Origin of the sequence: Lysinibacillus sp. FSL W8-0992 (assembly GCF_038008685.1) — a bacterium.
Lineage (GTDB): Bacteria > Bacillota > Bacilli > Bacillales_A > Planococcaceae > Lysinibacillus.
Map to the genome: position 1 here is coordinate 2,504,158 of NZ_JBBOZQ010000001.1, position 26,770 is coordinate 2,530,927.

The window sequence follows — 26,770 nt, forward strand, 5'->3', positions numbered from 1 at the left end:
GGATAGACCACCCTATCAATAATGCTGATAAAAGAATCACTATCAATGTTGTTATATAATAAATTGTGCATGCTATATTATCGTGTGTCTGGATAAAAACTTCCTGAAATACTTACTTCAAAAAGGGCAAATCTTGAATTTTCTGCTACAAGAGTTACATTGCCGCCAACAGCACTTTGATCTACTGTGAAGAGCCGTGTATCATTATCCGTTACTCTTGTAGTTGTTGGAGATACTTTTGCTCCTTTAGCATCCACAATCCACATATTTGCAGTGTAATTTTTATCAACTATAGCGTTTTCTACTTTTGATTGACTAGTATTGTCTTTTGTTCCGGTTGCTAAACTAATATCACCTGAAAATTTCGGCAGTTCCTTCGCATAGGTGATAGCACTCGTCCCTGCACTTGCTATACCTGAACTAACCAATAAACCTAAAGCACAAACTGTTGTTGCTAGTCTTTTCTTCATAAAAAACCAACTCCTTCATTGAATTTTGCTGAAAATAAACTGAAAGCAACACAACAACATTGCAACAAAAAGATTATCTTTATGGAAATTCGATAGGACAACCATCTATCTATACTTACATTCATTTATTTTATTTTGTATCTGGATAAAATCTCCCGGAAACTTCCACACTTACACGTGTTATTTTATCATTTTCTGCTACAAGAGTTACATTGCCGCCGACTGCACTATCATCTACTGTAAAGAACCGTGTATCATTATCAGTTACATCTTTTGCAGTATTAGAAACCTTTTTCCCACTAGCATCCACAATCCACATAGTTGCCTCGTAATTTTGACCGACTATAGAGTTTTCAACTTTTGAGTCACTGTTATTGTCTTTTGTTCCGGTCGCTAAATATATGTTCCTTTTAAACCCAGGCAGTTCCTTCGCATAGGTTATAGCATCAGTACCTGCACTTGCTGCACCGGCACTAACTAATAATCCTAAAGCACAAACTGTTGTTGCTAGTCTTTTCTTCATGTCAATTCAACTCCTTCTTTGTATTTTGATGAGAATAAACCAAAAGCAACAAAACAACGAAGCAACAATAAACATAGACATAGAGAAAGAGTATTTCATCCTCTAATTATCAATTATTATAAAATTCCAAACTTTCTATTTTCAATATTTTTGTAAAGAAAAATCTACTTTAATTTACTAAAAAGTTCAAAAAAATTTTAAAATATAGGTAGATTTTGGAGGATGTTTGTCAATGTAAGGATAAGAGGAAACAATTTTCACTATTACATAAAAAAAAGCCCGAAAGTCAAAACTGACTTTCGGGCTTACTATATTATTTAGTAAATAGTGCAATAAGCTGGCGAGAACGTTTTCTTCCGAGAACGGCTTCCACTTCACTCAGTACTTCTTTTGGAATACCTAAAAAGAGCCAAGAAAATGAGAATTGCTCAAGATAAGGTCGAAGCTTTTTCACTTCTGACGTGCTAATTTCAAAACCTTCGGCACGCGCAATGGCAACTACTTCTTTATCAGTACTTTGAGATAATTGCTGTAAAAAATGAATACTCACAACCAATCCCTCCTTTTAAGTTTTGTTTTCTTTACAAATATTGAACATTCATTTATACTTACAACTTGTAAATCGTAATGATTTTGAATTAGAAAGAAGCGATCATGCATGAAAAAAACATTAATTGACATCGATAATGTGTCATTTCAATATGACTATACACAAGTATTGAAAAATATCTCATTCCGTGTGGAAGAAGGAGATTTTTTAGCACTCCTCGGACCTAATGGTTCAGGAAAATCAACATTATTAAAAATTATATTAGGTTTATTGAAACCAATGTCTGGCGAAATTAAGTTGTTTGGAGAGCCAAGTGCAACATTTAAACATCGTGAATGGATAGGCTACGTTTCCCAAAAATCCAATGCTTTCAACTCAGGTTTTCCAGCAACTGTACAAGAGGTAGTCATCAGTGGATTAACAAAAAAATTAGGGCTATTTAAAAGACCTACAAAAGATGTCAAAGACAAAGTATATGAGGCTTTAAAGGCAGTAGGAATGGACGCCTTTATGAACCAAAATATTGGTGAACTATCTGGTGGACAGCAACAGCGTGTCTTTATTGCACGAGCTTTAGTAAGCGAGCCAAGATTACTGATACTGGATGAACCGACTGTCGGCATCGATCACGAGAATGTGCAGTCCTTTTATGATATGCTGGCGAATTTGAATAGGGAACAAGGAATTACGATGATTCTTGTCACACATGATGTTGATACAGTTTCAAACCGAATTAGCCATGTTGCTTGCCTCAACCAAACGATTCATTTCCACGGCTACAAAGACGAATTTGATTCTATTTCTCAGGATGCGCTTGACGCTTGGTACGGCCATTCCGTGAGAAAGATTCATTAGAAGGAGAAGGCACAATGATTGAAGCAATTATTAACTATGAGTTTTTACAAAATGCCTTTTTCTCTGGCTTATTGATTGGCATCATCGCACCACTTCTAGGGGTATTTATAGTAGTTCGCAGACTATCACTAATTGCAGATGCTTTATCCCATGTCACACTTGCGGGTATTGCTGGTAGCTTGTATGTAAGTCAATCTTTTGCTGCATTTGCAATGCTAAATCCTATTTACCTTGGTATTATAGCCTCAGTTAGTGGTTCTATATTAATTGAACGCTTACGTCGACTGTATAAGCACTATGAAGAGCTTGCCATACCGATTATTATGTCCGGCGGTATTGGAATTAGCGCCATTTTTATATCGCTTGCCAGTGGCTTTAGCACCGATTTAATGAGTTATTTATTTGGCTCCGTTTCGGCTGTCTCAAGGCAGGATTTATTGGTTGTTATTGGGATTGCGATTGTAGTCATTGTCTTTTTATTTTTATTCTTTAAAGAACTTTTTGTGCTATCGTTTGATGAGGAATATGCGAAAGCTAGTGGACTACCGGCACGATGGGTTCATCTTTTATTTATGATTGTGACAGCGCTGGTAATTGCAGCAAGTATGCGTATCGTTGGTATTTTACTAGTATCTTCTTTAATGACTTTGCCAGTTGCTGCAGCAATGCGTCTTGCAAAAGGCTTTAAGCAAACGATTATCTATGCAATTGTATTTGGCGAGGTAGCGGTATTAATCGGTTTAGTAAGTGCATTTTACTTAGATTTAGCACCAGGTGGTACAATTGTTGTTACATCAATTCTTATCTTATTACTTGTAATCATAGGTAAGAAAACGATGTTAAAACTATCTGCAAAACAAGGGGAGGCAGCACAGTGAATATTTCAAGAGCGTGGGAAATTTTAAAAGAAAACGGCTATAAAAAAACAGATAAACGTGAGTTAATTTTAAATATGTTTGCAGAGACGGATAAATATTTAACCGCTCGAGATTTATTAGATGTGCTGAAAAAAGATTTTCCTGGTATGAGTTTTGATACGATTTATCGAAATCTCTCAACGTTTGTACAGCTTGGCATATTAGAAGAAACCGAGTTATCCAGCGAACGAAATTTTCGCATGCATTGTGAGTCTGAACATCATCACCATCATTTCATATGTATGGATTGTGGCAATGTGAAAGAGCTCAATCTTTGTCCAATGGAGATGCTTGGTGAAAAGCTTCCTGATTATGAAATCGAAAATCATAAATTTGAAATATACGGTAAATGTCCAGATTGTAAACATGAAACCCTGTCAAATTAATATTTGACAGGGTTTTATTTATTGTGAAGGAGTAATGTTAGAAGGAAAGGGCATAAGAAGACTACTACTATCTTCTTACAATACGGATAGCATCTATTTTTTTACAGTCAATAATAAGTGGTGTTGTAGAACCTGCTTCTAGGAAATAAGCACAGCAATTTCTTGCATTAAAGCTCACGAAAGTCAAACCAAGGAAACTAAGGCCGCCTGTTAAGAAAACATCTACTACAGCGCCAACTTCTAAACATTTTAATTGCTCACAGATACAGCTTCTGCAGTGATTCATTGCTCTATGACCTTTTTCTTCTTTGCACTCATGTTGTTTCTTTTGGTGACAGTTGCAAGGTTTTTGGCATTTACAAGGAGCCCAATTCATGTGTGTAACATATCTTCTATCTTCCATTTGATACTACCTCCTTTCGTTAGAATTAATGTAAAGCTATTGCCTTACACTTATAATCTATGTTTTGTAAAAGCAAGGAGGTTGGTAATATGTCCGATAGACACTAAAAAAACTATTTTTTCTTTAAAAAAATGCTTTGTAAGTTTATTTTATTTTGTAAATGTATGTTTGTACCAATGGCATTGTCATAGAGATAGAAGTCTATCATTGGAAAAATAGAAAGAATTTTTAGAAGAAGACAGTACATATAAATTATAGAGGGAAGCAATCATGCCATTGTTTCAAAAAACAAACGACGAATGATGCTATTTTAAGCAATCATTCGTCGTTGAATATTATTATTGGTGTTTTTGTTGGAATGCTACCATAAAGTCGCGTAGTGCTTCACAAGTTTCTAATGGAACAGCATTATATGTTGATGCTCGGCAACCGCCTACTGAGCGGTGACCATTTAGTCCAATAAATCCAGCTGCTTTTGCTTCTGCAAGGAATTGTTTTTCAAGTTCTTCATCAGCGACGCGGAATGTGATGTTCATTAATGAACGACTTTCAGGCGTTGCGTGACCAGTGTAAAAGCCATTACTGTTATCAATCGCATCGTAAATTACTTGTGCTTTTTCTTCATTAAGTTTAGCAATTGCTTCAACGCCACCTTTAGCGTCAACCCATTTTAATACTTCACCTAACATATAAATACCGAATGTTGGCGGTGTGTTGTATAACGAGTTACCGTCTGTATGCGTTGTATACTTTAACATTGTTGGAATGTCTTTGTTCGCTTTTTCTAATAAGTCTTTGCGAATAATAACGACAGTTACACCAGAAGGTCCAAGATTTTTTTGTGCACCAGCGTAAATAATACCGAATTTGCTGATATCAACAGGTTTAGATAAAATGTCACTCGACATATCTGCTACTAAAGGAACATTGCCTGTTTCAGGGAATTCTTTCCATTGTGTACCGTAAATCGTATTGTTTGATGTGATGTGCACGTATGCATCATCTTCATTAAACTGAATATCTGATAATGCTGGAATGTTGCGATATTTATTTTCCTTTGTGCTTGCTGCTTCAACAGGAGTACCAAATAATTTTGCTTCTTTGAATGCTTTTTCAGCCCATGAACCAGATAAAACGTAGCTTGCTTTTTTATCTGCTTGAAGGAAGTTCATTGGTACCATTGTAAATTGCAGGCTTGCCCCACCTTGTAAAAATAGTACCTCATAGTTTTCTGGAATAGCATAAAGTTTTTTTAATAGAGCAATTGCTTCATTATGTACTTCGTCGAAGATCGCACTACGGTGGCTCATTTCCATAATAGACATACCTGAATTACGGAAGTTAACTAATTGTTGTTGAGCGTTTTCTAGAACTTCTAGCGGTAGTGCAGATGGACCTGCGTTAAAATTGTATGCACGTTGTGTCAAAGTGGTACACTCCTTGTTTGTTTTGTTTAATAAAAGCACTTTACTGGATTATAACTTAATTTTCAAGAGAAAAAACAAAATTCTCAATATTTTATTTATGTAGGATGAAAATGAGCATTTTAGTGTCAGGCACGCACACAATTCGCACACAATTTATTTGAACACTACAAAAACAAAGAAATTTCGGTATACTATCGTTAAGTAATGAAAGGGGTGTTTTTATGTTTACAGTAGATCAAGCAAGTCTGATTGTCGTGGATGTGCAAGGGAAATTGGCAACGATTGTAGATGATAGCGAAACAGTTATTCAAAATGTGTCAAAACTTGTACAAGGTATGCAAGCATTGGATATTCCGGTACTATGGCTGGAACAAAATCCAAGTCGATTAGGTGGTACTGCGCTAGAAATCGCAAAGCATCTTCAAGGGAATCCAATTGCTAAAATGGCTTTTAGTGCATGCCAAGAAGAAGAGTTTATTGACGCAGTTAAAGCGAGTGGACGTACGCAATTTATTGTAACGGGTATTGAAACACATATTTGTGTCTATCAAACAGCAAGACAATTGAAGGAGCAGGGGTTTGAAGTAGAGGTAGTTGTTGATGCCGTATCTTCTCGCACTAAAGCCAATAAGGAAATTGGGTTAGATAAAATGAAGGCACTAGGCATTTTGCCAACGAGCACGGAGATGATTTTGTATGAGCTTTTACAAAGAGCAGATCATACACATTTTAAAACGGTACTGCAACTTGTTAAATAAACAATACGATGCGGTCTCTATAGGATAGGTTGAAATCAGGGGCAAAGGTGCTTGTAAGTTTGCTATTTATAATGAAGAAGACTTAGCTATCTTTCTTTTGCAATCGTTTTAATTTAGACTGCTGCGGGAACGTATGCATCGTAAGACCAACAAACTGCCGTAGCGGACAGCGATGGCGCAGCAAAAAGTGTTAGATTGATTCTTAGTCAATCTAACACTTTTTCACTTTTATCGCAGCTTCTAAATATTTAAGCAGGCATTTCCGTTGGTGTTGGTTTCGCATAACCATTTTTGTACGTCTCATCAATAGTTTGACGGATTTCTTTCAAGCTCATGCCATCTTTATGCATTTTTGCTGATTGTAGTGCAATTTCCAAGCAAACGCCACAACGTGTACCATGGTCGTCCCAGACGATTGTGCCATCTTCACGCTTTTCCTGAATGAAGCAGTTTAAATTGCTTTTATGTCCTGCGGATTCTCCACAGCCACAGTAGCAAGGCATCCACTCTAAAATGTCTGTTGATTGCCCCGCAATTTGGTAAACTAAGCGAATATTTTCAGTTTGGCTATCTAAAAATGATGGTAATACATCGGCACCTGCTGTTTCTTCCTGAATGTCTCCTGAAACATGAGCATGTCCATCATGTGAAGCCTCATCTTGTGAATCATTCGGATTTTCTTTAATTGCTTTATCTGTCCCGCAAGCACTTAGTACGAGTAACAACAACGTAAAAATGGATACAAGTTTTTTCAAAACAAACGCCTCCTACATGTTTACAATATTTCCATTATAACATTGTCCCTGTCCATATTTATAGCAGACAAGGACGGATTTCAATGAAATATATCTAAACCGCGTGTTTTGTTCATTAAAAGTTCCATTTTTTCGCCTAGTAATTTTTTTAAGAAAAAGCCAAATAGTATAAAAATTAACCAAAAGCCTAACAAAAATGCGAGGTCTATCCATACCTTTTGCCAAATGATGCCACCAACTGCCTCTCGCATCATTTCAATTGCATAGGTAAACGGTAAAAACGGATTAATAACTTGGAAAAACTTTGGCAATAACTCTACGGGATAGGTGCCTCCAGAACCAGCAATTTGTAAGACCAACATAACAATTGCTAACGCCTTCCCAACATTTCCAAATACGGATACTAGCGTGTAGACAACAGTTATAAAAACAAAGCTAATGATTAGCCCAAAAATTATAAAGAAGTAGGGCGCACTAATAGAAACATCTAATAATAAAGCATCGCCAATGGTAATAATTAAAGTTTGGATTAATGAAATTGTTGCAAACGTCAGTAATCGCCCAAAGTAAATTTCACGAATACTATATTGTTGGTTGTCGTGTATATTTACCGCAAGTAGTGAGATAAGTAACAAACAACCTACCCAAATAGATAGCACCGTATAAAAAGGAGTCATTGCTGTACCGTAATTCGCGATTGGAAACATTCTATGTTCTTCTAGCTGTACAGGTTCTTCAAAGAAATTCCGTTCAGCATCGACATCGTTCTTTAATAATTGAACAATTTCAGAAATATCGGTTTCATTTTCCAGTGCTCGAAGCTTATTAGCAAGATCGGTAATTTTTTTGCTTAGCGTTGGAAAGTCTGACTGAATTGTAGAAATCGCCTTATTGGCTGTTACGAGCGTATTTTTAGCATTATTTAACCGTTGTTGTGCCTGTGGAATTGAGCTTTGTACCTTTGTAAGCATTGTTGATGCATTTGTTAAAGTATCTTTCGCAGCATTCAAAGTTGTATGAATTTGCGGCTCCAGATTTTCTGAATAGTAGCTAAGAAATTGTTTTAAATTGTCGGCAGCATCTTGAGCAGTTTTTTGGACTTCAGCAATATCGTTTTTTATCTTTTCTTCATCAATATTATTTATTTGCTGAACTTTACTTGTTATATCCGTTAATAAAGCATTTAGTTGACGTAATGAAGAGAGCGCACCCGTCGAAGAGTCGGTAATTGTAGGATTAGCTCGTAGCGCTCCTTGTATAGACTCCAATTGCTGAATAATGTCTTTATTATTATCGTTAGAGCTGTTTTGTTGAAGTGATGTAATAACATTTTGGAGCGAATTTTCAAGTTGTTTACGAGATGTTGCATCTGCCTGTGTGAGTTTTTGTAAAGCCTCTAAAGCCTGAATACTACTGTTTACTTTGTCTAGCGAAGATGTTAATTGTTGTTGCAGTTCGTCTTTTGATTGCGCTAATGTCGAAGTATCGGAAGTAGCATTTTGCAGCTTTTCTAAAAGATTTGTGAATTGCTGTGCGATTGTTTGCGCACTTTCTAAATCCTTTTTAACGATTGGCGAAAGCTGATTGAACAGTGTATCTGCTTCATTAATTAGCTTTAATCCACCTTGAATAGTTGTAAGACCGTTATTCGTAATTTTCACTATTTCTGGAATTTCACTAATAGTAGTATTTAATAATTTCTCGGCATCTTTTCCACCTGTTGCAGTTTTTGCTAAAAAAGACTCTATATCAGGTAAATGTTGCTCGATTGTAAAAATATACTGTTCAAATTTTTTGAAGTCTGGAAGTTCATGCTCTATTTCAATACCAATTGTATTGAACATCGAGAAAAGAGTGCCATTTACTGTTGATATAAACTCACTAGAAACTTGTTGGGTAATAACGCCAGCGCCTTTACTCGTAATTTTAGGGGCAATGGGATTTATTTTTTCGTTTACATAATAGTCAATATGCGCTTTTGTTGGTTCATCTGTCAGAATGGATGTTAGCTTCTCGGAAAAGTCACTAGGAACAATCAGTACTGCGAAATAGTCACCATTTTTTAATGAATCGAGCGCTTCTTGCCTAGGGGTAAAATACCAGGAAAAACTATTATTTTCTTTTAAATTTGTCATTAATTCCTTTCCTATATTTAGATCTTCTCCTTTAATAGTCGTCCCGTCATCTTCGTTTACTACAGCAATTTTCATATTGGCAGTGTGAGCGTATGGATCCATGGAAGCGTAAATATTAAGCCATGCATAAAGAGAAGGTAAAAAAATAAGACCACCAACGATAACAGCAACTACCCAGTTTGATACAATATTTTTAATATCACTTTTGTAAATTCGAAAGACATGTTGGAAAGTGTGTTTCATAGTTAAATTTCACTCCAAATTCATTTTGAGCTTATAGTAGTATGTTTCCATAAATGCACTGAATTATGTTTGAATAGTTGGAAAATTTAATATGAAAGACTAATTAGTTTACTAGGTTCTAAAAACACTTTATAATCAATCCCAAATACACTAAAAGTAGGACATTTTTGTGTGAAAATGGAGGAGTTTAATTGAAAAAATTACTAATTATTGGTTCGGTTATTGTTGTATTATTTGCAGCAATCATTGTGCTTACAAATTTATCGAACAAAAACAAACTTGCTAGTGCAAATAATCCGTATGGTGACAAAAAGTTAACACAAGAAACAATCGATCAATTAGATGATAAAAATTACCAAAATATAATGTTACCAGATGAGCTAGAAAAGAAAATTAAAGCAGGAGAAGATGTGAACGCATACTTCTTTAGTCCAGTTTGTGTACACTGCCAAGCATTTACACCTGTATTAATGCCGATTGCTGATGAACTTGGTGTAAACGTTGCTCAATTAAACGTATATGAATATACAGATCTATGGGATAAGTATGGTATTGAAGCAACACCAACTTTCATTCGTTTTGAAGATGGTAAGGAAGCAGCACGCTTTGTAGGTGCTTTAGCAGAACAAGATTTACGCTCTTTCTTAGATAAAGAAGTGTTAAAAAAATAAAGCATGTAAGAGACTGATCCAAAGGAAATATTGGACAGTCTCTTTTTTATAGAATTGGTACATTCTAATATAAGGTGAGCTCACGAACACGCTTAATGATGGAAGTGGGGCATTTTAAATAAAACATAGTTTGTTTACGATACGGAATATGTATAATGTATATTATAAAGACTGTAAAGTTTTAAACTGGAGGAAATTTGTATGACAATGGATGATTACTTTTATAATGGAGAGCTGATGAAATGTTATGAAGCTGCTTTGCAAGTAACAGAAGGACCAGAAAAGGCCTTAGCTATTAAATATATAACTTTACTAGAGGAATACGACTTTGCCACATTCCCCAAGCCAACACTTTTAGAAGAATTACAGCATAAGGAACGTGCGAATGAAAGTTACCCTGAATCCGATGCCGTTGTAGAAATACGTGCTCTAAAAGATGAAGCTGCATTTTCGAAGCGTGTTAAAGAGCTTGAGGAAATAGCTAAAACAGGGACAGCAATTGAAAAAGCACAATCATTTTTTACACAGGGTGAGCTATTTTTATTTGCACATCATTATAATGAAAGTGTCCATTGCTTCAAACAAGCAGTTAAAGAAAATCCGAACAAAGCTTTATACTGGGGAATAACAGGTCAAACAATGCATCGTTTTGGCTGGATGCCTTTTGATGCGCTTGGTTATTTGGAACAAGCCATTAATTTAGATCCAATGAATGCACGCTGGAAGTGGAATAAAGCACTTGTACTGATTCAACTTGCAAAAGATTTACAGATGGCTCCCTTTATGGCCAATGCAGCGATTGCATTAGAAGAAGCGATTGCTACTTGCGACGAGCAACAGCGTTCTTTAAAAGAGGCTATTCAAAATACAATTGATAATATGGATAGTTATGTATTTTCATAAACTAATGCATAATCACATTCTTTTTTTAAGACTGAAGACAAACTCGGAAAATTCGAGTTGCCTTCGGTCTTTCTATTTTTAATGGAAAAAATACTAATATTAAAGCGGGTTATAATAGGAATTTAGTAATCCTATTAAATTTTCATCGTTACTCAATAAAGACTATAAACAAAATTTTCTTTTGATTGAAATTTAGGTATATCATGGTAATCTATTAGTAGAATATTAGCTTTAAATTATATATAAATAATGAATTACTTATGGGCAAAGAGAAGGTAGGGGTCATCTTGTGGGAATTAAATAAACAATATTCTTTTTTGAGGCAAGGGATTCAATTCATTATATACTCCATTGTTATTTTGCTAATTATCGGTTACTGGAGTGAAGAATTTTACGCGATTTTCGGAAAGCATAATTATGTTTCAATTCATTTGCTAATGGAAATTCTTATTATTGTTGTAACAATGACAATTGCAATACAGTCGTGGTTAACGACACCTTATATATTATCTAATAAAACTTTATACATAGGTGCTTTATTTTTAACTTGTAGTTTTATTGAGGTGGCACACGCACTTGCTTATAAAGGAATGCCATTTTTTATTACGGAGAGTTCTAGTTATGCCGCCACATGGTTTTATATAATTGGTAGATTGGTATTGTCCTGTGGAATACTAGGCATTTTTTGTCTAAAGGAAAGAACTATTCGAAAAAATACATATCGATGGTTTATTTACAGTACGCCATTATTTGTGATTGTTGCTTTAGTTATGCTGATATATGCGCCGAATCCTATACTTCCACCACTTGTTATTGATGGTGTTGGTCCAACAGCTTTGAAAAATTCATTGCAGTATGTCGCAATTGTATGCCATATCGCTATCATGATCATATTATTAAAAAAATTCAACAATGCGCCTAAAATCATTTTTCTATTACTAGGGAGTGCTATTTATTTAATAATTAGTGATATTCTTTTTACAATATATAAGGACGTCTACGATATTAAAAACTTTATAGGACATATTTTTCAATTGAGCTCATTTTATCTTCTTTTTAAAGCAGTTTATTTTTCCTCTATAGAAAAGCCATTTCGAGAATTATTAGAAATGCAAAAAAATCTAGAGAAATCTAGAGAAAAGATGCATTACATGGCTTATCATAATGAAGTTACAAATTTACCAAATGAACGATTTTTAATGGAATCACTACAAAAAAATTTATACAAAACCAAAGGCAATAAGGCTATTTTGGCTGTAGAAATCGAACGGTTTTCAGCGATTAAAGCTTCACTGGGCAGTTCATATGCAGATAAATTGCTCAGTATGGTGGCACAAAGGCTGAAGGATACCTTACCTGAAAAGTATTTACTAAGTATGTTACGAGAAGATTGTTTTATCGTTTTTATTGATGATGCGAAAAATACACAACGTATTATGCAGCTTTGTAAACAGCTACAGGTGGCCATGTTGGCGTCTTTCCAAATCCAACATTTTTCATTGAATGGGAATTTAAATATCGGGATATCTTTATTCCCATCAGATGCCTATAAGGAAGAGGAGCTCGTAAGGTTTGCTGTTTATGCGATGCATGAAGCTAGCAAAGTGCCTTCACGCATATTATTTTATGAAACTTCAATGTCGAGCGATATTACCGAGAAACTTATTTTAGAAAATGATTTACATCATGCAATAGAAAATAATGAGTTATTACTGGAGTATCAGCCACAGGTTGATTTGCAAACTGGGCAAATTCTATCTGTTGAGGCATTAGTCCGTTGGCAACATCCTCGCAAAGGGATGATTTCACCAGGCGTCTTTATTCCGATTGCGGAGGAGTCAGGTATCATTATTCCGATTGGGCAATGGGTGTTAGAAACAGCATGTAAGCAAGTGAAGGAGTGGGAGCGAGCAGGGTTACCACCCATCAAAGTAGCAGTCAATCTTTCGTTAGGACAATTGTTTCAACAAAATATAGTGGAGATGATTGAGCAAGTCCTTGAACAAACAGAATTAGATCCAAAATATTTACAATTAGAAATTACAGAAAGTATGACGATCAATATAGATCATATGACAATGATTTTACATCAATTAAAGGCGCTTGGTGTAACGATTGCTGTAGATGATTTTGGTACTGGTTACTCATCATTATCCTATTTAAAGGATTTTCCAATTGATTGCTTAAAAATTGATCGTTCCTTCGTCCAAAAAATTCAAAGCGATGATACAGATAAGGCTTTAGTCGATATGATATTATCAATGGCTAAGCATCTCCGTTTAAAGGTAGTTGCCGAAGGTATTGAGGAAGTAGAGCAGCTTAATTATTTATTAGCTGGTCATTGTGAAACAGTACAAGGCTTTTTATTTAGCAAGCCATTACACCCAGCCTTTTTGCAAGAAAACTATCAAATGCTTCAACATAATGCACAAAATATTTTAGAGAAATTACATGTGTAGTTTGGCGTAAAATAAAAACATATTAATAGATTATGCATGTTGGTTGAAGAGGGCGACACTTCAAACAACATGCCACTAGAACAATAGAAAAAAGTGGTAGATTGACTGCAATCAATCTAGCACTTTTTTTGCTGTTGATACCCGCTACGGCGCATGCTTTCTGCAGGAACACCAGTAAGAGGTACCTGAATTTTTTCTAAGCAGGAGACACAACCTCTTTGCTTCAATCAATTCAATAAAAGGCATAAAGAGCAAACGAATGCATTTTGTATTAAAAATATAATTTTGGTTAGTACTATAACGAATGCTATTTGTAAAATTATAGCGGAGTTTACGAGATAAATGTATTGCAGGATAAGGAATGAAAGATTGGAGATTTGACGATGGATATTATGAAAAAAGCAATAGAGTTGCACAAGGAAGCACGAGGGAAAATGGAGATTGTTGCTAAGGTGCCAGTACAGGATACATATGATTTAAGTCTAGCTTATTCACCTGGCGTTGCACAACCATGTATGGAAATCCAAAAAAATCCCCAAGCAGTATACGATTACACCATTAAAGGAAATCTAGTTGGCGTTGTTACGGACGGGACTGCAGTTCTAGGTTTAGGTGATATCGGCCCAGAAGCGGCATTACCTGTAATGGAAGGGAAAGCAATTTTGCTAAAGCGTTTTGCAAATATTGATGCATTCCCTATTTGTCTCGCAACTAAGGATGTTGATGAAATTGTAAGGACTGTTAAGGCAATCGCTCCAACTTTTGGTGGCATTAATCTTGAAGATATTTCAGCACCAAGATGTTTTGAAATTGAAAATCGTCTTCGTCAAGAATGTAATATTCCAGTATTCCATGACGATCAGCATGGAACTGCGATTGTAGTAGGAGCGGGCTTAGTTAATGCAATGAAAATTGTTAACAAAAAACCAGAGGACATGAAGGTAGTCATTAATGGGGCTGGTGCTGCGGGAATTGCGATTTTACGCATGTTAATACAATTGGGATATAAAAATGTAGTAATGTGTGATACAAAGGGGATTATTTATAATGGTCGTAAGGAAGGGATGAATGTCATCAAAGACCAAATTGCAAAAATCTCAAACCCGCTAAATTTAAAAGGGACATTAGAGGATGCCATTGCAGAAAGTGATGTTTTTATTGGTGTATCTGTAGCCAATTTATTAACAAAAGGTCATATCGAGTCAATGAACAAAAATCCGATTGTTTTTGCCCTAGCAAACCCTAATCCAGAAATCACCTATGATAATGCGAGAGCATGGGGCGTTCGTGTCATGGCGACTGGTCGCTCGGATTACCCTAATCAAGTGAATAATCTGTTGGCGTTTCCTGGGATTTTCAGAGGTGCATTGGATGTTCGCGCCACAGATATAAACGAGGCAATGAAGATAGCTGCAATAGATGCTATTGCATCATTAGTATCTGAAAAAGAATTAAAAGAAGAATCTATAATCCCAAAATCAATGGATGAGCGCGTAGCAAGCGTTGTTGCAAAAGCTGTTAGTGATGCAGCAATTGAATCAGGCGTATCAGCATTATTCCAATAACACCATAGCCAAACCTAAACGTTGTCCATTTCTTTCTATTCAACAATCATGGTATGATAGGGAAGAAATGATTTGTTGAGATAAGGACGGGTTTTTATCATGGCACAAGAAGTAGCGAATAAATTTATTGAAAATGTATGTCATCATTTAGTACGAAATATGAACATTGAAAAGGTCGAGCAGCACTTTAATCAGACGATTGAGATGCAACGTCAATCAGCATTATCTAAAACGGATTTTTGGGATATGCTAATGGTGAATATGCTGTATTTCACTGATAATGAACAAGTTTGGGAAAATGAGCTTATCAATATGCTAGAGAAAAAACAATGGTTAAAACCTGCAGTACTGGAAGAGGAATTGCTCATGCATCAAATGCGGATTCGTCAGCAAGTAGCTGAACGGATGGAGATGGCAAAAGAGTTGTTTCATCAACAATATGAAACAGATGGCTTATCTGAAGAAGATATTATCTATGATTACGCATATAGCTCTGCAGGACATTCGATGCGCATGGATTTACTAACAGTACTTGTATCCACGCCTGCGCAATCAAAAGTATTATTTGACGCTAATCCACAGGAAACACTGCGCATCATTAACGGTTATATAGCCTATCATACGGACGGGCTTATTTCAAAAACAAACTTAAAATAAAGTGCCAGGCACTCAAACAATTCTAGTAACCAAGTGAAAATCCACGGAGACTCCTGCGGCTTATGTGTGTGCCTGCGGAAAGCGAAGTGGATTTTTACGTTTTAGAAAGCTAGAAATAATCGTTTATAAAAACAACATCTGTGCAGGATAATCGCGCAATATGATAAAATAGGACTGAGTTTACTTGAAAGGAATTATGTCCATGAATACACCATTCACATATAAACATACACAACCAACAAATATGGACCCGACTAAAAAATATCCAGCTATTTTTCTTTTGCATGGCATGGGTAGTAATGAGGAGGATCTACCGCAATTAGTACAAGAATTTCAAGATCAATGTCATATAATTAGCGTAAGAGGTCCTATCACACAAAAGCCTGGTTATGCCTTTTTCACAATTCAGGAAGTTGGAAAACCAGATCGAGCTATTTTTGACAAAGTGTTAATTGCTCTTCAACGCTTTATGTTAGAAGCTATTGAAGAGTTTCAAATTGACCCTCACAAAGTATATGTACTTGGATTTAGTCAAGGTGCGGTATTGGCACAGTCATTAGCTTTTGTTATGGGCAATTTAATTACAGGTATTGTAGCATTGAGCGGATACACGCCAAAATTTGTCACTGAGGAGTATGCAATTCGTACAGTTAATCATCTACATGCCTTTATTTCTCATGGCGATTATGATTATGTGATTCCATCTCAATGGGGTGTTGAAAGCAAGGAACTATTTGAGCAATTCGGTGCATCTGTTTCATTCAAACAATATCCAGATGGACATGGTGTTACGCCGGAAAACAGACAAGATTTAGTGATGTTTTTAACACAACAATTACAAGAGAATATGCAGTAACGATAGAAAATAAAAGGCATCGGGAATAAATTTCTCGATGCCTTTTAAAATTTATGCTTTATTTAGAAAGACTGCGGTCCTTATCCGTTACAGCCGCAACTGCATCGTGGATTGTCGTTTCGAAATGATTGCTTTGCAGTGAAGATACGCCTTGAATTGTCGTTCCACCTGGAGAGCATACTTGATCGACAAGTGCCCATGGGTGTTCTTTTGATTGTAAGATCATTTTCGCACTGCCTAATACAGCGTTCGCTGCTATATCAAGTGCCATATTTTTAGGCATACCTTCGCGCACAGCTGCTCGAGCTAATGCATCAATATACATATAGGTGAAAGCGGGTGAAGCCCCACCTATTGTCGTAAAGATGGAGAATAAGTGTTCAGGTACTTCAATAATCGTGCCAATTGTTTCAAATAATGTTGTGATGAGTCGAAGTTGTGAATCTGTCACCTGCTCATTTGTAGTGTAGCAACTTGTTGATGCGCCAATTAGGGCATTGATATTTGGCATAACGCGAATAATTGGAGTGGACTCTGAAAGGTAGCCTTGGAAGTAGTTGAGATTTTTACCAGCAGCAATGGATACAATCATGTGCTTTTCTTGTAAATGGTTTTTAACTTCTGGCAAAACATCAGGTAGCATTTGTGGTTTTACACCTAAAATAATGACATCACAATTTACCATCAGTTCCTCGATAGAAGTTGTCGCTTGTATGCCATAAGAGGTAGCAAGTTTAGTTGTTTTAGATTTTGTGCGATTATAGCCATATATATAAGAGGAATCAAAATCTCCGCTATTGCACATTCCTTTTATAATGGCTGTGGTCATATTACCTAGACCAATAAATCCGTATTTCACGTGTTAGACACTCCTTCAATTAAATAGAACATACCTATTAGTATAGAGCAGATTGTTTTTCTTGAATAGCATTATGCAGGAAAGAAGGCAATTAGGTTCAAATTCATGCTAGTCGGTGGTATCATAGAAGAAGTTGTGATTTGGCTTAAACCTATTTCATTCATGAAATCATGTACTTTATGTGAACTTTGAGACATAGCTGCCCTAAAAGGGGTAAAATAATAATTTGATATGTTGAATGCAAAAAATGTCTCTTTCTATCGAAGGACGCATATAGAAATTATAATAGAAAAGGAATTAAGAGGAATGGAACAAAATCTAAAAACGGATCAAAATCCACAGACTGTAGAAAAGACAATAGAGAAACACTCGCTCTCTAATGTTTTAGCACAAACAGTTAAAACAGGTATTATAAAATCCAATTTAATTCCTATGTGGGCTGGCTTAACGCTAGGGATGTATAAAAATAAAATGACGCTTTTGGACAATATACCAGAAATCATTTTTGCAACAGTTGGTTCAGCACTTGTTATCGGTGCTGCCGGTGCGTTTAATAACGTGTATGACCGTGATATAGATGCCATTATGCCACGTACAAAAAATCGTCCTACAGTAACAGGCGAAATGTCAGCAAAAACAACGATGATTTTAGCAATTGTTATGCTAATTGTTGGAGTAGGTGTATTAGCATTAGCTTCACCACTAGCTGCATTATTTGGTTTTATTGGTGTCTTTTTATATGTTGTACCGTATACTATGTGGACAAAACGTCGCACAATTTATAATACCGAAGTAGGGAGTATATCAGGCGCTGTACCACCTTTAATTGGTTGGGCGGCTGTATCTTCAGATATTACACACCCAGCTTTAATGGGTCTCTTTTTTGTCATGGTCATATGGCAAATGCCACACTTTTATGCGATTGCTATTCGAAAGCATGCAGATTATGAAGCGGCCAGTGTTCCAATGTTACCTGTAATAAAAGGGATGCGTCGTACTTATTACCAAACGAACTTTTATTTAATATTGCTAATATTATCTAGCTTTTTATTTGGTTCGTTAAGTAAGGGTATTATGCTTGTCGCACTAATATTAAGTGTCGCATGGCTTGCAATGAGTATATACGGTTATCATAGCAATAAAAATCAAGAGAAGTGGGCGACAAAAATGTTTGTATTCTCACTTTTGCATATGACAATCCTCTTCTCAACAGTTATTATTTATTCGCTAGCTGGGGTTATATTTAAACTATATTAACTGTTGTTATAGGTAAAACTAAATAGAAAAGCCAACAAGTTATTCTAAGCTTGTTGGCTTTTCACTTTCAACAGATGTAAATTGACGGTGCGGCCATTCGAAAGCGTGAAGCTTCCCTCCAAATACAGCACCACCATCTATGCCGATAATATTATTGTCACCAAAATAAACATCGTAATTTGTTGGGTCCTGATGCAACTTATAAGTAGGGGTATGGCCAAAAATCACCGTTTTCTCTCCATCATAGCCTGTATGAAATTCTTCTCGAATCCATATAAGTTGTAAAGGATCTGTGTCAGCCAATGCTACGCCAGGCACAACGCCGCCATGTACAAAAATTGCATCTTCTAACTCTATATAAGTTTCAAAAGTTTCTATAAGTTGTAAATGTTCTTCAAGCTTCGGTAATGTTTGAATGTAACTAGGTAATGTATTGCTGACAATAGCATCTTCAAAATCTTCCACATGATAGCCATAGCTGGCAAGTGTTGCATCTCCACCACAGAGTGAAGTCCAATGATTCCAAGCTTTTGGAGTCCCTGTACGACAGGCTTTTAGCATAATAGCTTCATGATTGCCTAGTAGAACGCGTACCCCAGTTGCTTGTAGTTCCGCAACTATATTTAAAACACCACAAGAAGCAGGACCTCGATCAATATAATCTCCAAGTAAAAATAGTTCATCTTGTGTGGCATCGAACTTTACCTTTAGCAATAATTCTTCCAAAAGTTCTAGTTCCCCATGTATATCACTAATTGCTAGTATACGTGTCATAAAAAGCATCCTTTCCAGTAAAACAGGCGTTACATTTCATTATAGAGATTAATCTTACAAAATTCGACTTTTCTCATTTAGTAATGACGGAAAAATACCTGAAACATTTTTTAGATAAGTAACCATTTTAGAGAATTATGTTCATACGATAAAGCATCTTCTGCAAATTATCGCCTTCTTTTATCTTATGTCAGAGAGAGTTTGAGCATTTAATCGTTTGTCTATAGATTTGCAATAAATGAGGGGAGGAGTTGTGGTAGTGCAAGCGTTGATGGCAAATAAAAAGTATTCTAGATGTTCCTTAGAGATTTTTGTTGTGAAATATAATTTGAATATAAACCTCCTCGGGAATAGGGATTTATATTCAAATTAGTTTTAACTATTTTTAATTTTGTTCCATTCTTGCTCCGCGATACTTTCGTCAAAGGTTGAAAGCAAGCGGTAGTTGTCGGTATCTAAAATTCGATAATGTTGACTAATCACATTTTGTTGTAAACGATAGCCTTTCCACTCGTTTACATTTTTCCACCATATGTATCCGCCCATCGTTTTTTCCTTTGGTTGTAAAGTGCCATTATTGGCGATTAAGTCAACTACCTCAAGGGGATCACCGCCTAGCTCATGCTGTAAAATTGAACTTTCACGACATAGTGCACATACAGCAACTGCAGTGGTCCAGCCTGTTGTAATGCGACCTTTTTCAATTTGCACGAGTGTTTTTTTTGAAAGCCCTAATAGGTTGCTCATTTGGTCTTGCGTTAATGTTTTTTCTGTTCGAATTAATTTTAGTTTCTCTGAAATGAGGGAAATTAGTTGTTCACGATTCATGCAAACATCCTTTCATCAGGTTGTTACGCTCCATTATACATGAAAGTCAAAATAGTAGTGCGAAGATCTGGGGAGCTAGCATTTGAAAAGGTAATAGAATACGGAGCGAAAGAAAAAGACTGCTCAAAGAAGAATCTTTCTCATTGAGCAGTCTGTTGATTGTGATAACAGGCAATTAATATTCATATTTTTTTGTGTCAGAAATAACACGGAAATGAATTCCTTTAATTTGCGCACTTACTTTATGGCGTAATGTATCAAGATCAACTAGCTCGTCTCCATCATTTACACACTCAGCGATTTCTTGTAATAGTTTCGTAAATGCTTCTTTGAATAATGAGCGCATATTATCAAAGTCAAGACTTCTGAAGCTTCCATCAATATCAAATGCCTCAACAGAATTTAACTGCTTTGAAGCGCCAGCGAAGCGGTCATCGTATACTGTATAGTTTTCGTCAGTTACAACGATAATATATAAAATTTCTCCTGTAATCGTTTTTAATTCGATATTTGTCTTATGTTTTTTGACATCGGTAATAATGTGGATACCGTCTGAATGATAAAGTTTAAAAAGTTTCATAACATTGCCCCCTGAAAATAAAATCATTTATATAAACATTATATATAAATATGGCTAATAATGGAATGAGTCAAAAAGTATATAGAAATACTAGTATAGCCTTATTTATCTTAAGTTTTGATTGCCATTTGATGCTTCTAACGAAGGAAAATTGTCCAGTTAACTTTCTGTTGTAACAGGGGCAGCTTTTTGGAGCGGACGTACTTCGATATAGTGAAGCTGATGACCACGTTGTTCATAAATGCTAAATACATATTGTTCCAGCTCGATGTTTTTACTAGCTCTAATGCCATTATTCACGGTTAAGAACCAACCACCGAGTGTTTCTACATCATCTGTATCTAGTGAAATTTGTAGTAAATTTTCTACATCTTCTACAAGCATTTTGGCATTCAAAATATAATGATTGTTACTTATTTTTCGAATTTCAGCAATTTCATCATCGTCAAACTCATCACGAATCTCTCCAACGATTTCTTCTAAAATATCCTCAACCGTGACAAGTCCGCAAGTACCACCATATTCGTCCATTAAAATAGCCATATGAATGCGTTCCTTTTGCATGCGGCCAAGTAATTGTTGAATAGGTGTCGTTTCTATTACACGTATAACAGGGTTAATAAAATCTTCAAGCACAAAAGAATCATCCGTTAATTGTTCAAGTAGACCATGGGTAAATAATTCTTTTGCATTGATAAACCCTAAAATATTATCTCGGTCACCATCATAAATAGGGTAGCGAGTATATTTTTCAGCGGCGATAAAATGAATAATATTGGTGAAGGTTTCGTTTTTTTCAATGCCTGCAATTTCTGTGCGGGGAACCATAATTTCACGAGCAATTCGCTCGTCAAATTCAAAGACATTATTAACGAATTTTAACTCAGTTTTATTGATTTCACCGCTTTTAAAACTTTCAGATAGCAATGAGCGCAATTCTTCTTCCGTATGCGATATCTCGTGCTCATTTGCTGGCTTCATGCCGAAGAAGCCTAGAAGAATACGTGCTGATCCGTTCAAAAACCAAATGAATGGGTACATCAATTTATAGAAAGCGATAATCGGTTTAGCAAAAAGTAATGCAATCTTTTCCGTCTTTTGGATAGCTGCTGTTTTTGGCGCCAATTCACCAACGACAACATGTAAAAAAGTAGCGATAGCGAAAGCGGTACCAATTGTGAAAATCGGTATATACTTATCAGCAATTCCGATTATTTCAAATAATGGGTGCAGCATAAATTCAAAGGTTTTTTCTCCTACCATCCCGATACCAAGTGCTGTTATCGTTATGCCAAGCTGACAGGCGGATAGGTATTCATCTAAGTGATTGACAACATGCTTCGCGGGAATGGCATTTTTATTGCCTTCTGCGATTAATTGGTCAAGCCTAGAGGAACGCATTTTAACAATTGAAAATTCCGTTGCGACGAAAAACGCGGTTAACGCTAATAAAATCGTGAAAATTGATAAATTCAGTATGGTCTCCAAATAGTCGTTCTGCAAAACAGAACGTCACCTCCTAGGTATTAATAAGTAATAATAAAGATTGCATAAGTGCAATACTTTCAGGTGAAACATTTTTTTTAATTGATTGAATATTTTTATTGTCTTGATTGTTCATTTGTTCAAGTAAAGATGATACATCATGTTCTAAATCTTGCATTTTTAAACGTAGCATTTGAACATCGATTTCTTCATAACTAGTAATATTGAGTGCGTTTTGTATTTCTCCTAGTGAAAGCCCTTCTTGTTTACGCTGTTCAATAAAATAAAGTCGATCAATCATGGCAGGGTCGTAAAAGCGATAGTTTGACTCGGAACGTTCTGCCTCCAATAGGCCTAAATTTGTATAATAATCAATTGTTCTTTTTGTAATGCCTGTTTTTTGAGCAAGCTCACCAATTTTTAGTTTTTCTGTCCCAATGCAATGACCTCCCAACCATCACGTGATACTTTGATTATAACGTGATGGTTTACTAGCATTCAAATAATAAGCTTTAATATTTCTAAATTGTAAGATTAATTTGTGTCATTGGAATTTGTTTAGGTAAGGTGATGCAAATGGAGTTACTCTACATAAAAATAGCTTTTCTTAACGTTAATCGTCAGAAAAGCTATAAGAATTATTTTTTTAAATATGTATCATATAGATGATGAAGGGCATCATCACCACTTAATTGTAGTATCTTCTCTTGATTGAATACAAGCGTTACTTCTGTCTGTGAGCTATCAATTTGATCGTCTTGGATTACACAAATAACGGTTACCAAACCCGTCTCAGCAAGCTGTTTTTGCATATGGTCATCCCAAGCTTGTTCAGAGAATAACGGTGCTTGCCAAGTGCCTTGGACATGAAGCTCGTTTTTTTTGCCGTCATATTCCCAGCGTATGTCACGTAAAATAGTTTTAAATAGGTCATTAATAGTAAAGGATTCGTCATTGTAATTAATTGTAAGTGCTCTTATTGCATGCACATCTTGGCTAACTGCGCTAGCTGCTGCATCAGCCGCTGAGTTAATGCCAGAAAAGGCATCTTTAATTTCAGTTAGTCTATCACCGCAGCCAGCAAGTAAGACAGACAGGCATGTAACAATAGCAAGTTTTGTCATCCATTTCACAAGGAGTACCCCCCAGTTCCACTAGTTGTTACTACTATCTTAACGAAAAGAAAATTATGAAGAAAGGGTATGTAAGAGGCAGATTGTGACGTTTTTTCAACGATACGGCCTTTTCCAAAGTATGCTTGATGGTAAAGAATTAATAGACTGAATTTTTAAATAATTACCACTTGAAAGGGGAGCGTTTTGGGATGAAAATTAATGATGAAATACTCGACCGATTAGGAACTTATTTTGTGTATCACGCAGTATATGATAATTATGGGATAACTTTTGAAAATTTTGTGGAGCGTTGGTTACGGGGGATTCTTGAAGTTTAAACGTGCAATAAATTTCTTTGTCACAGCAGTTGTGTTGCCATGGGCGACTTTTAGACAAGTTTTGCATTGCAACAATCTGAAAAGAGTCGTGTTCCACAAAGGAAACACGACTCTTTTGTTTAATTTTTATAAGTTTTACTTAAAGTATTTAGTGATAAATTGATTTGCTTCTTGCCAATTATAAACGCGCACAACATTGTCAGGTACAGCAAGTCGATTATATGGTGTGTCGAATAACACCACGGGTATTTTTAATTCTTCAGCGAGCATCACAGCATTATCATGTTTATCCTCAAAGAAAGCTGCTACACTATGCTTTTTCGCTGAAGCTAGTTTGTCATGACTCCCTATAAGTTCAATATGATCAAATGGGATAGCCTGTGACTTAAACCAGTTCATCGTAATATCTGATACATTTTGACCGCGTGCAGAAATGTAATATAACTCATAAGTATTTTGCCAAGCACTTAAAATTTCTTTGGCATCTTTTGCGGCCTCCGAAACTTCATACATATAAGGCTCATTTTCCTTAAACCACGCGTTGAATGCTGTACGATCTACGGGATGTGGGAAAGCTGATAAAAAATCATATTCGCATACATCATCAAGCGTAATATTTACATTATACTGCTTATTGATGTGAGGAATGAGTGTACTTGGACATGTTACTGTTCCGTCAATATCGATTCCAAAACGAGGCTTTGTCATGCTAGCACCTCCTTAGGCGTTCGCTTTTGCTGCTTCTTCAGCCGCACGTTTTTCTACCATTTCAGCAGCAAGCTTATCGATTTCTTTTTTCAACTCTTCTACCATTGTTTCTTCTGGCACTTTACGGACAGTTTTGCCTTTCATAAATAACAGCCCCTCACCACGCGCACCAGCAATACCGATATCTGCTTCACGTGCTTCACCTGGACCATTAACCGCACAGCCTAGAACAGCAACTTTTAAAGGAACATTCAATTTTGAAATGTATTCTTCAACTTCGTTAGCGATAGAGATAAGATCGATTTCAATACGTCCACATGTAGGGCAAGAAATCAATGTCGCCATATTAGATGCTAAACCAAATGATTTTAATAGCTCACGTGCAACTTTCACTTCCTCTACAGGATCTGCAGAAAGAGAGATACGAAGCGTATTCCCAATGCCTTTTGACAAAATGGCGCCAAGCCCAGCTGCTGATTTTACAGTCCCTGCAAAAAGTGTACCTGATTCTGTAATCCCTAAATGTAAAGGATAATCAAATGCTTTTGCAGCTTTTTCATATGCTTCAATCGCTAAATTGACGTCTGATGCCTTCATCGACACGATAATATCGTGGAAATCTAAGTCTTCCAAAATTTTAATATGGTGTAATGCAGATTCTACCATGCCATCTGCAGTTGGATAGCCGTATTTTTCAAGAATATGACGTTCTAGTGAACCAGCATTTACGCCGATACGAATAGGAATGCCTTTTGCTTTCGCTGCTGTAACAACCGCTTCAACTTTTTCTTTACGCCCAATATTACCTGGATTAATACGAACTTTATCGATACCATTTTCAATTGCTTTTAAAGCTAATTTATAGTCAAAGTGAATATCAGCTACTAATGGAATATGGATACGTTTCTTTATTTCTGCGATTGCATCAGCCGCACGTTCATCTGGGACTGCAACGCGAACGATTTGACAGCCTGCTTCTTCAAGTCGAAGAATTTCTGCTACTGTTGCTTCGACATCATGTGTTTTTGTTGTACACATACTTTGAATGAATAATTCATTACTACCACCAATTGTTAAATTACCGACACGTACTGGACGTGTTTTTGAACGGTGACATATTTCACTCATTAACTTTCTCTCCTTTTCGGGCCACTACTTTCAGCCGTCACTGACACTTATTTTATCAGTGTAAGAAAATAAGGACAAGGAAGAAACGTTAACTTTTCATTTTCCGCATTTATTTTCGAATTCAAAAGAGAGAGGAAGCTTAATATTTTCGCCTGGTACAAGTGCTTGTAATTGTAAATGTGGATTTAATTGATAAAAAAGCTCTAGTCGTTCTGGAAAGGTCATCGGCACTTTTGCAGGATGTAGTGCAAATAAGCTATGTATCGTATCGCCTTGAATCGTTTGTACACTGATGTAAGTAGGTTCGCGTTGGTTTTCACAAAATGCATTTTGACTTTCTTTAGGATAGAAGGCAGCAAGAGATAATGTTCCTTCTGTTAAATCTACTTTAACGACAAAAGCGATAAGCACGATTGCAACGGTTAATAAGAATGCACGCAAAAAATCCCCTCCTTTTTCTACACTATATTGAGAAGAGAGGGGAATCATGCCTATTATTTTGAAATTGGTTGTTTTGGATATTTTGTAAAGGCTACGATTAATAGAGTTATCGTTAGTAGTAAAGACAAGATCGAGATAATCGTAGCGGCATTTGGAATGTATTCTGCTAGCATACTTAAAATAGTGGCCCATGTAATAGCGAATGTTGTTGTGCGCCAAATATGGCGGTATTCACCACGGCGTTTCATGATTTTTAAAATAAATAATCCTGCTAACGCATAGAGAGCAATTTGCCCAAAAATCAACATTGTTGTCATTACAAACAGCATAATGAATGTGACAGGGTATAAGAGCCACTTTATTTGTTCTATGTATTCGGTTATACCGCTAATGTCAATCGTATTGATAGACATATCAGCAGAAAAACGTCCAAAAGAAAATACTGTAACAATCGTAATTAATAGAAAGGTATATTGAATAACTTTCCCAATAGGTAGTAAACGATAGGCTGCTAGTTTTTTAGGATGTATTAAGCTATCGATAAATAATTGTGAGTGTTTCATTTATATCTCCTCCAAACGATATTCTAACATGTTCAGGAATGACTAGATATGGACATTAGTAACTTTATCTGTGAATACGATGCTAAAATGTTAACATTGTGTAAAGAAGTTAAAGGTATTCTTTACTTTTTGTACAATTTCATTTAATGATTAGGAATAGA

The 26,770-nt window shown here is 35.9% G+C and carries 30 protein-coding genes; 12 read left to right on the forward strand and 18 right to left on the reverse strand.

Annotated elements, in window-relative coordinates; all coding sequences use genetic code 11:
* Positions 1-77: 77 nt before the first annotated feature.
* The 3 genes from NSQ74_RS12470 to NSQ74_RS12480 form a co-directional block, all read right to left on the reverse strand.
* Positions 78-470: a hypothetical protein gene (locus tag NSQ74_RS12470; RefSeq protein WP_340823694.1), complete on the reverse strand. Its 393-nt coding sequence runs from the start codon at positions 468-470 to the stop codon at positions 78-80.
* Positions 471-600: 130 nt separating this feature from the next.
* Positions 601-993 (reverse strand): hypothetical protein, encoded by a 393-nt coding sequence (locus NSQ74_RS12475; protein ID WP_340823696.1) that lies wholly within the window; start codon positions 991-993, stop codon positions 601-603.
* Positions 994-1,306: 313 nt separating this feature from the next.
* Positions 1,307-1,543, reverse strand: coding sequence for an endonuclease IV (locus NSQ74_RS12480; RefSeq protein ID WP_172772040.1), 237 nt, complete (start codon positions 1,541-1,543; stop codon positions 1,307-1,309).
* A gap of 108 nt (positions 1,544-1,651) precedes the next feature.
* Here NSQ74_RS12480 and NSQ74_RS12485 point away from each other — a divergent pair, with 108 nt between their 5' ends.
* From NSQ74_RS12485 to NSQ74_RS12495, 3 genes are read left to right on the forward strand one after another with little or no spacing between them, the layout of a single operon-like run.
* Entirely contained in the window at positions 1,652-2,398 is a 747-nt protein-coding gene (locus tag NSQ74_RS12485) for a metal ABC transporter ATP-binding protein (RefSeq protein WP_340823698.1), read from the forward strand.
* Positions 2,399-2,412: 14 nt separating this feature from the next.
* Positions 2,413-3,276, forward strand: coding sequence for a metal ABC transporter permease (locus NSQ74_RS12490; RefSeq protein ID WP_340823700.1), 864 nt, complete (start codon positions 2,413-2,415; stop codon positions 3,274-3,276).
* Entirely contained in the window at positions 3,273-3,701 is a 429-nt protein-coding gene (locus NSQ74_RS12495) for a Fur family transcriptional regulator (RefSeq protein ID WP_172772037.1), read from the forward strand. The genes NSQ74_RS12490 and NSQ74_RS12495 overlap by 4 nt, the downstream gene beginning before the upstream one ends.
* A 67-nt stretch (positions 3,702-3,768) precedes the next feature.
* Here the strand turns inward: NSQ74_RS12495 and NSQ74_RS12500 are convergent, their stop codons facing one another.
* Entirely contained in the window at positions 3,769-4,104 is a 336-nt protein-coding gene (locus NSQ74_RS12500; RefSeq protein WP_340823701.1) for a hypothetical protein, read from the reverse strand.
* 338 nt (positions 4,105-4,442) lie between these two features.
* Positions 4,443-5,531 (reverse strand): 3-phosphoserine/phosphohydroxythreonine transaminase, encoded by a 1,089-nt coding sequence (gene serC, locus NSQ74_RS12505; protein WP_340823702.1) that lies wholly within the window; start codon positions 5,529-5,531, stop codon positions 4,443-4,445.
* Positions 5,532-5,752: 221 nt separating this feature from the next.
* Here serC and NSQ74_RS12510 point away from each other — a divergent pair, with 221 nt between their 5' ends.
* Positions 5,753-6,289, forward strand: coding sequence for a hydrolase (locus NSQ74_RS12510; protein WP_340823704.1), 537 nt, complete (start codon positions 5,753-5,755; stop codon positions 6,287-6,289).
* 248 nt (positions 6,290-6,537) lie between these two features.
* On the opposite strand, the gene NSQ74_RS12515 is transcribed toward NSQ74_RS12510, so the two are convergent.
* Positions 6,538-7,044: a PCYCGC motif-containing (lipo)protein gene (locus NSQ74_RS12515; RefSeq protein WP_340823705.1), complete on the reverse strand. Its 507-nt coding sequence runs from the start codon at positions 7,042-7,044 to the stop codon at positions 6,538-6,540.
* Between the two features lie 80 nt (positions 7,045-7,124).
* Positions 7,125-9,422: a YhgE/Pip domain-containing protein gene (locus NSQ74_RS12520; protein ID WP_340823706.1), complete on the reverse strand. Its 2,298-nt coding sequence runs from the start codon at positions 9,420-9,422 to the stop codon at positions 7,125-7,127.
* A gap of 191 nt (positions 9,423-9,613) precedes the next feature.
* On the opposite strand from NSQ74_RS12520, the gene NSQ74_RS12525 reads away from it, so the two are divergent.
* The 6 genes from NSQ74_RS12525 to NSQ74_RS12550 all read left to right on the forward strand — a co-directional run bounded on the left by NSQ74_RS12525 (position 9,614) and on the right by NSQ74_RS12550 (position 16,533).
* Positions 9,614-10,093 (forward strand): thioredoxin family protein, encoded by a 480-nt coding sequence (locus tag NSQ74_RS12525; RefSeq protein ID WP_340823707.1) that lies wholly within the window; start codon positions 9,614-9,616, stop codon positions 10,091-10,093.
* Between the two features lie 201 nt (positions 10,094-10,294).
* Positions 10,295-10,996 carry an O-linked GlcNAc transferase gene (locus NSQ74_RS12530; RefSeq protein WP_340823709.1) on the forward strand — a complete coding sequence of 234 codons (702 nt, stop codon included), beginning with the start codon at positions 10,295-10,297 and terminating at the stop codon, positions 10,994-10,996.
* Between the two features lie 287 nt (positions 10,997-11,283).
* Positions 11,284-13,455 carry a bifunctional diguanylate cyclase/phosphodiesterase gene (locus tag NSQ74_RS12535; RefSeq protein WP_340823711.1) on the forward strand — a complete coding sequence of 724 codons (2,172 nt, stop codon included), beginning with the start codon at positions 11,284-11,286 and terminating at the stop codon, positions 13,453-13,455.
* A gap of 383 nt (positions 13,456-13,838) precedes the next feature.
* Positions 13,839-15,020, forward strand: coding sequence for an NAD(P)-dependent malic enzyme (locus NSQ74_RS12540; protein ID WP_340823713.1), 1,182 nt, complete (start codon positions 13,839-13,841; stop codon positions 15,018-15,020).
* A gap of 99 nt (positions 15,021-15,119) precedes the next feature.
* Entirely contained in the window at positions 15,120-15,677 is a 558-nt protein-coding gene (locus NSQ74_RS12545; protein ID WP_340823714.1) for a hypothetical protein, read from the forward strand.
* A gap of 202 nt (positions 15,678-15,879) precedes the next feature.
* On the forward strand, positions 15,880-16,533 hold the full coding sequence (locus NSQ74_RS12550; RefSeq protein ID WP_340823715.1) for an alpha/beta hydrolase: 654 nt from the start codon (positions 15,880-15,882) through the stop codon (positions 16,531-16,533).
* Between the two features lie 58 nt (positions 16,534-16,591).
* On the opposite strand, the gene proC is transcribed toward NSQ74_RS12550, so the two are convergent.
* Positions 16,592-17,392 carry a pyrroline-5-carboxylate reductase gene (proC, locus tag NSQ74_RS12555; protein ID WP_340823716.1) on the reverse strand — a complete coding sequence of 267 codons (801 nt, stop codon included), beginning with the start codon at positions 17,390-17,392 and terminating at the stop codon, positions 16,592-16,594.
* Between the two features lie 306 nt (positions 17,393-17,698).
* On the opposite strand from proC, the gene cyoE reads away from it, so the two are divergent.
* Positions 17,699-18,649 (forward strand): heme o synthase, encoded by a 951-nt coding sequence (cyoE, locus tag NSQ74_RS12560; protein WP_340823717.1) that lies wholly within the window; start codon positions 17,699-17,701, stop codon positions 18,647-18,649.
* A gap of 39 nt (positions 18,650-18,688) precedes the next feature.
* Here the strand turns inward: cyoE and NSQ74_RS12565 are convergent, their stop codons facing one another.
* The 6 genes from NSQ74_RS12565 to NSQ74_RS12590 all read right to left on the reverse strand — a co-directional run bounded on the left by NSQ74_RS12565 (position 18,689) and on the right by NSQ74_RS12590 (position 23,440).
* Positions 18,689-19,423, reverse strand: coding sequence for a metallophosphoesterase (locus tag NSQ74_RS12565; RefSeq protein ID WP_340823718.1), 735 nt, complete (start codon positions 19,421-19,423; stop codon positions 18,689-18,691).
* Between the two features lie 375 nt (positions 19,424-19,798).
* The gene (locus NSQ74_RS12570; RefSeq protein ID WP_340823719.1) at positions 19,799-20,251 is read right to left on the reverse strand and encodes a helix-turn-helix transcriptional regulator; all 453 of its coding nucleotides are present in this window, start codon (positions 20,249-20,251) and stop codon (positions 19,799-19,801) included.
* A 175-nt stretch (positions 20,252-20,426) separates the two neighbouring features.
* Complete coding sequence (locus NSQ74_RS12575; RefSeq protein ID WP_172772022.1) at positions 20,427-20,831, reverse strand: hypothetical protein; 405 nt, start codon at positions 20,829-20,831, stop codon at positions 20,427-20,429.
* Between the two features lie 159 nt (positions 20,832-20,990).
* Positions 20,991-22,319, reverse strand: coding sequence for a hemolysin family protein (locus NSQ74_RS12580; protein WP_340826456.1), 1,329 nt, complete (start codon positions 22,317-22,319; stop codon positions 20,991-20,993).
* 31 nt (positions 22,320-22,350) lie between these two features.
* Complete coding sequence (locus tag NSQ74_RS12585; protein WP_340823720.1) at positions 22,351-22,770, reverse strand: MerR family transcriptional regulator; 420 nt, start codon at positions 22,768-22,770, stop codon at positions 22,351-22,353.
* Between the two features lie 184 nt (positions 22,771-22,954).
* On the reverse strand, positions 22,955-23,440 hold the full coding sequence (locus tag NSQ74_RS12590; protein ID WP_340826457.1) for a hypothetical protein: 486 nt from the start codon (positions 23,438-23,440) through the stop codon (positions 22,955-22,957).
* Positions 23,441-23,640: 200 nt separating this feature from the next.
* Between NSQ74_RS12590 and NSQ74_RS12595 the strand changes: the two genes are divergently transcribed.
* Positions 23,641-23,769, forward strand: a complete 129-nt coding sequence (locus NSQ74_RS12595; protein WP_255313805.1) for a hypothetical protein — start codon at positions 23,641-23,643, stop codon at positions 23,767-23,769.
* A 135-nt stretch (positions 23,770-23,904) separates the two neighbouring features.
* On the opposite strand, the gene NSQ74_RS12600 is transcribed toward NSQ74_RS12595, so the two are convergent.
* The 4 genes from NSQ74_RS12600 to NSQ74_RS12615 all read right to left on the reverse strand — a co-directional run bounded on the left by NSQ74_RS12600 (position 23,905) and on the right by NSQ74_RS12615 (position 26,609).
* Positions 23,905-24,477, reverse strand: a complete 573-nt coding sequence (locus tag NSQ74_RS12600) for a 5' nucleotidase, NT5C type (protein WP_340823723.1) — start codon at positions 24,475-24,477, stop codon at positions 23,905-23,907.
* Between the two features lie 12 nt (positions 24,478-24,489).
* Entirely contained in the window at positions 24,490-25,605 is a 1,116-nt protein-coding gene (gene ispG / locus NSQ74_RS12605; RefSeq protein ID WP_340823725.1) for a flavodoxin-dependent (E)-4-hydroxy-3-methylbut-2-enyl-diphosphate synthase, read from the reverse strand.
* Between the two features lie 96 nt (positions 25,606-25,701).
* A complete protein-coding gene (locus tag NSQ74_RS12610; protein ID WP_340823726.1) occupies positions 25,702-26,046 on the reverse strand; it encodes a hypothetical protein in 345 nt (114 codons plus the stop codon).
* Between the two features lie 53 nt (positions 26,047-26,099).
* Positions 26,100-26,609: a DUF1189 family protein gene (locus NSQ74_RS12615; RefSeq protein ID WP_340823728.1), complete on the reverse strand. Its 510-nt coding sequence runs from the start codon at positions 26,607-26,609 to the stop codon at positions 26,100-26,102.
* Positions 26,610-26,770: the final 161 nt, after the last annotated feature.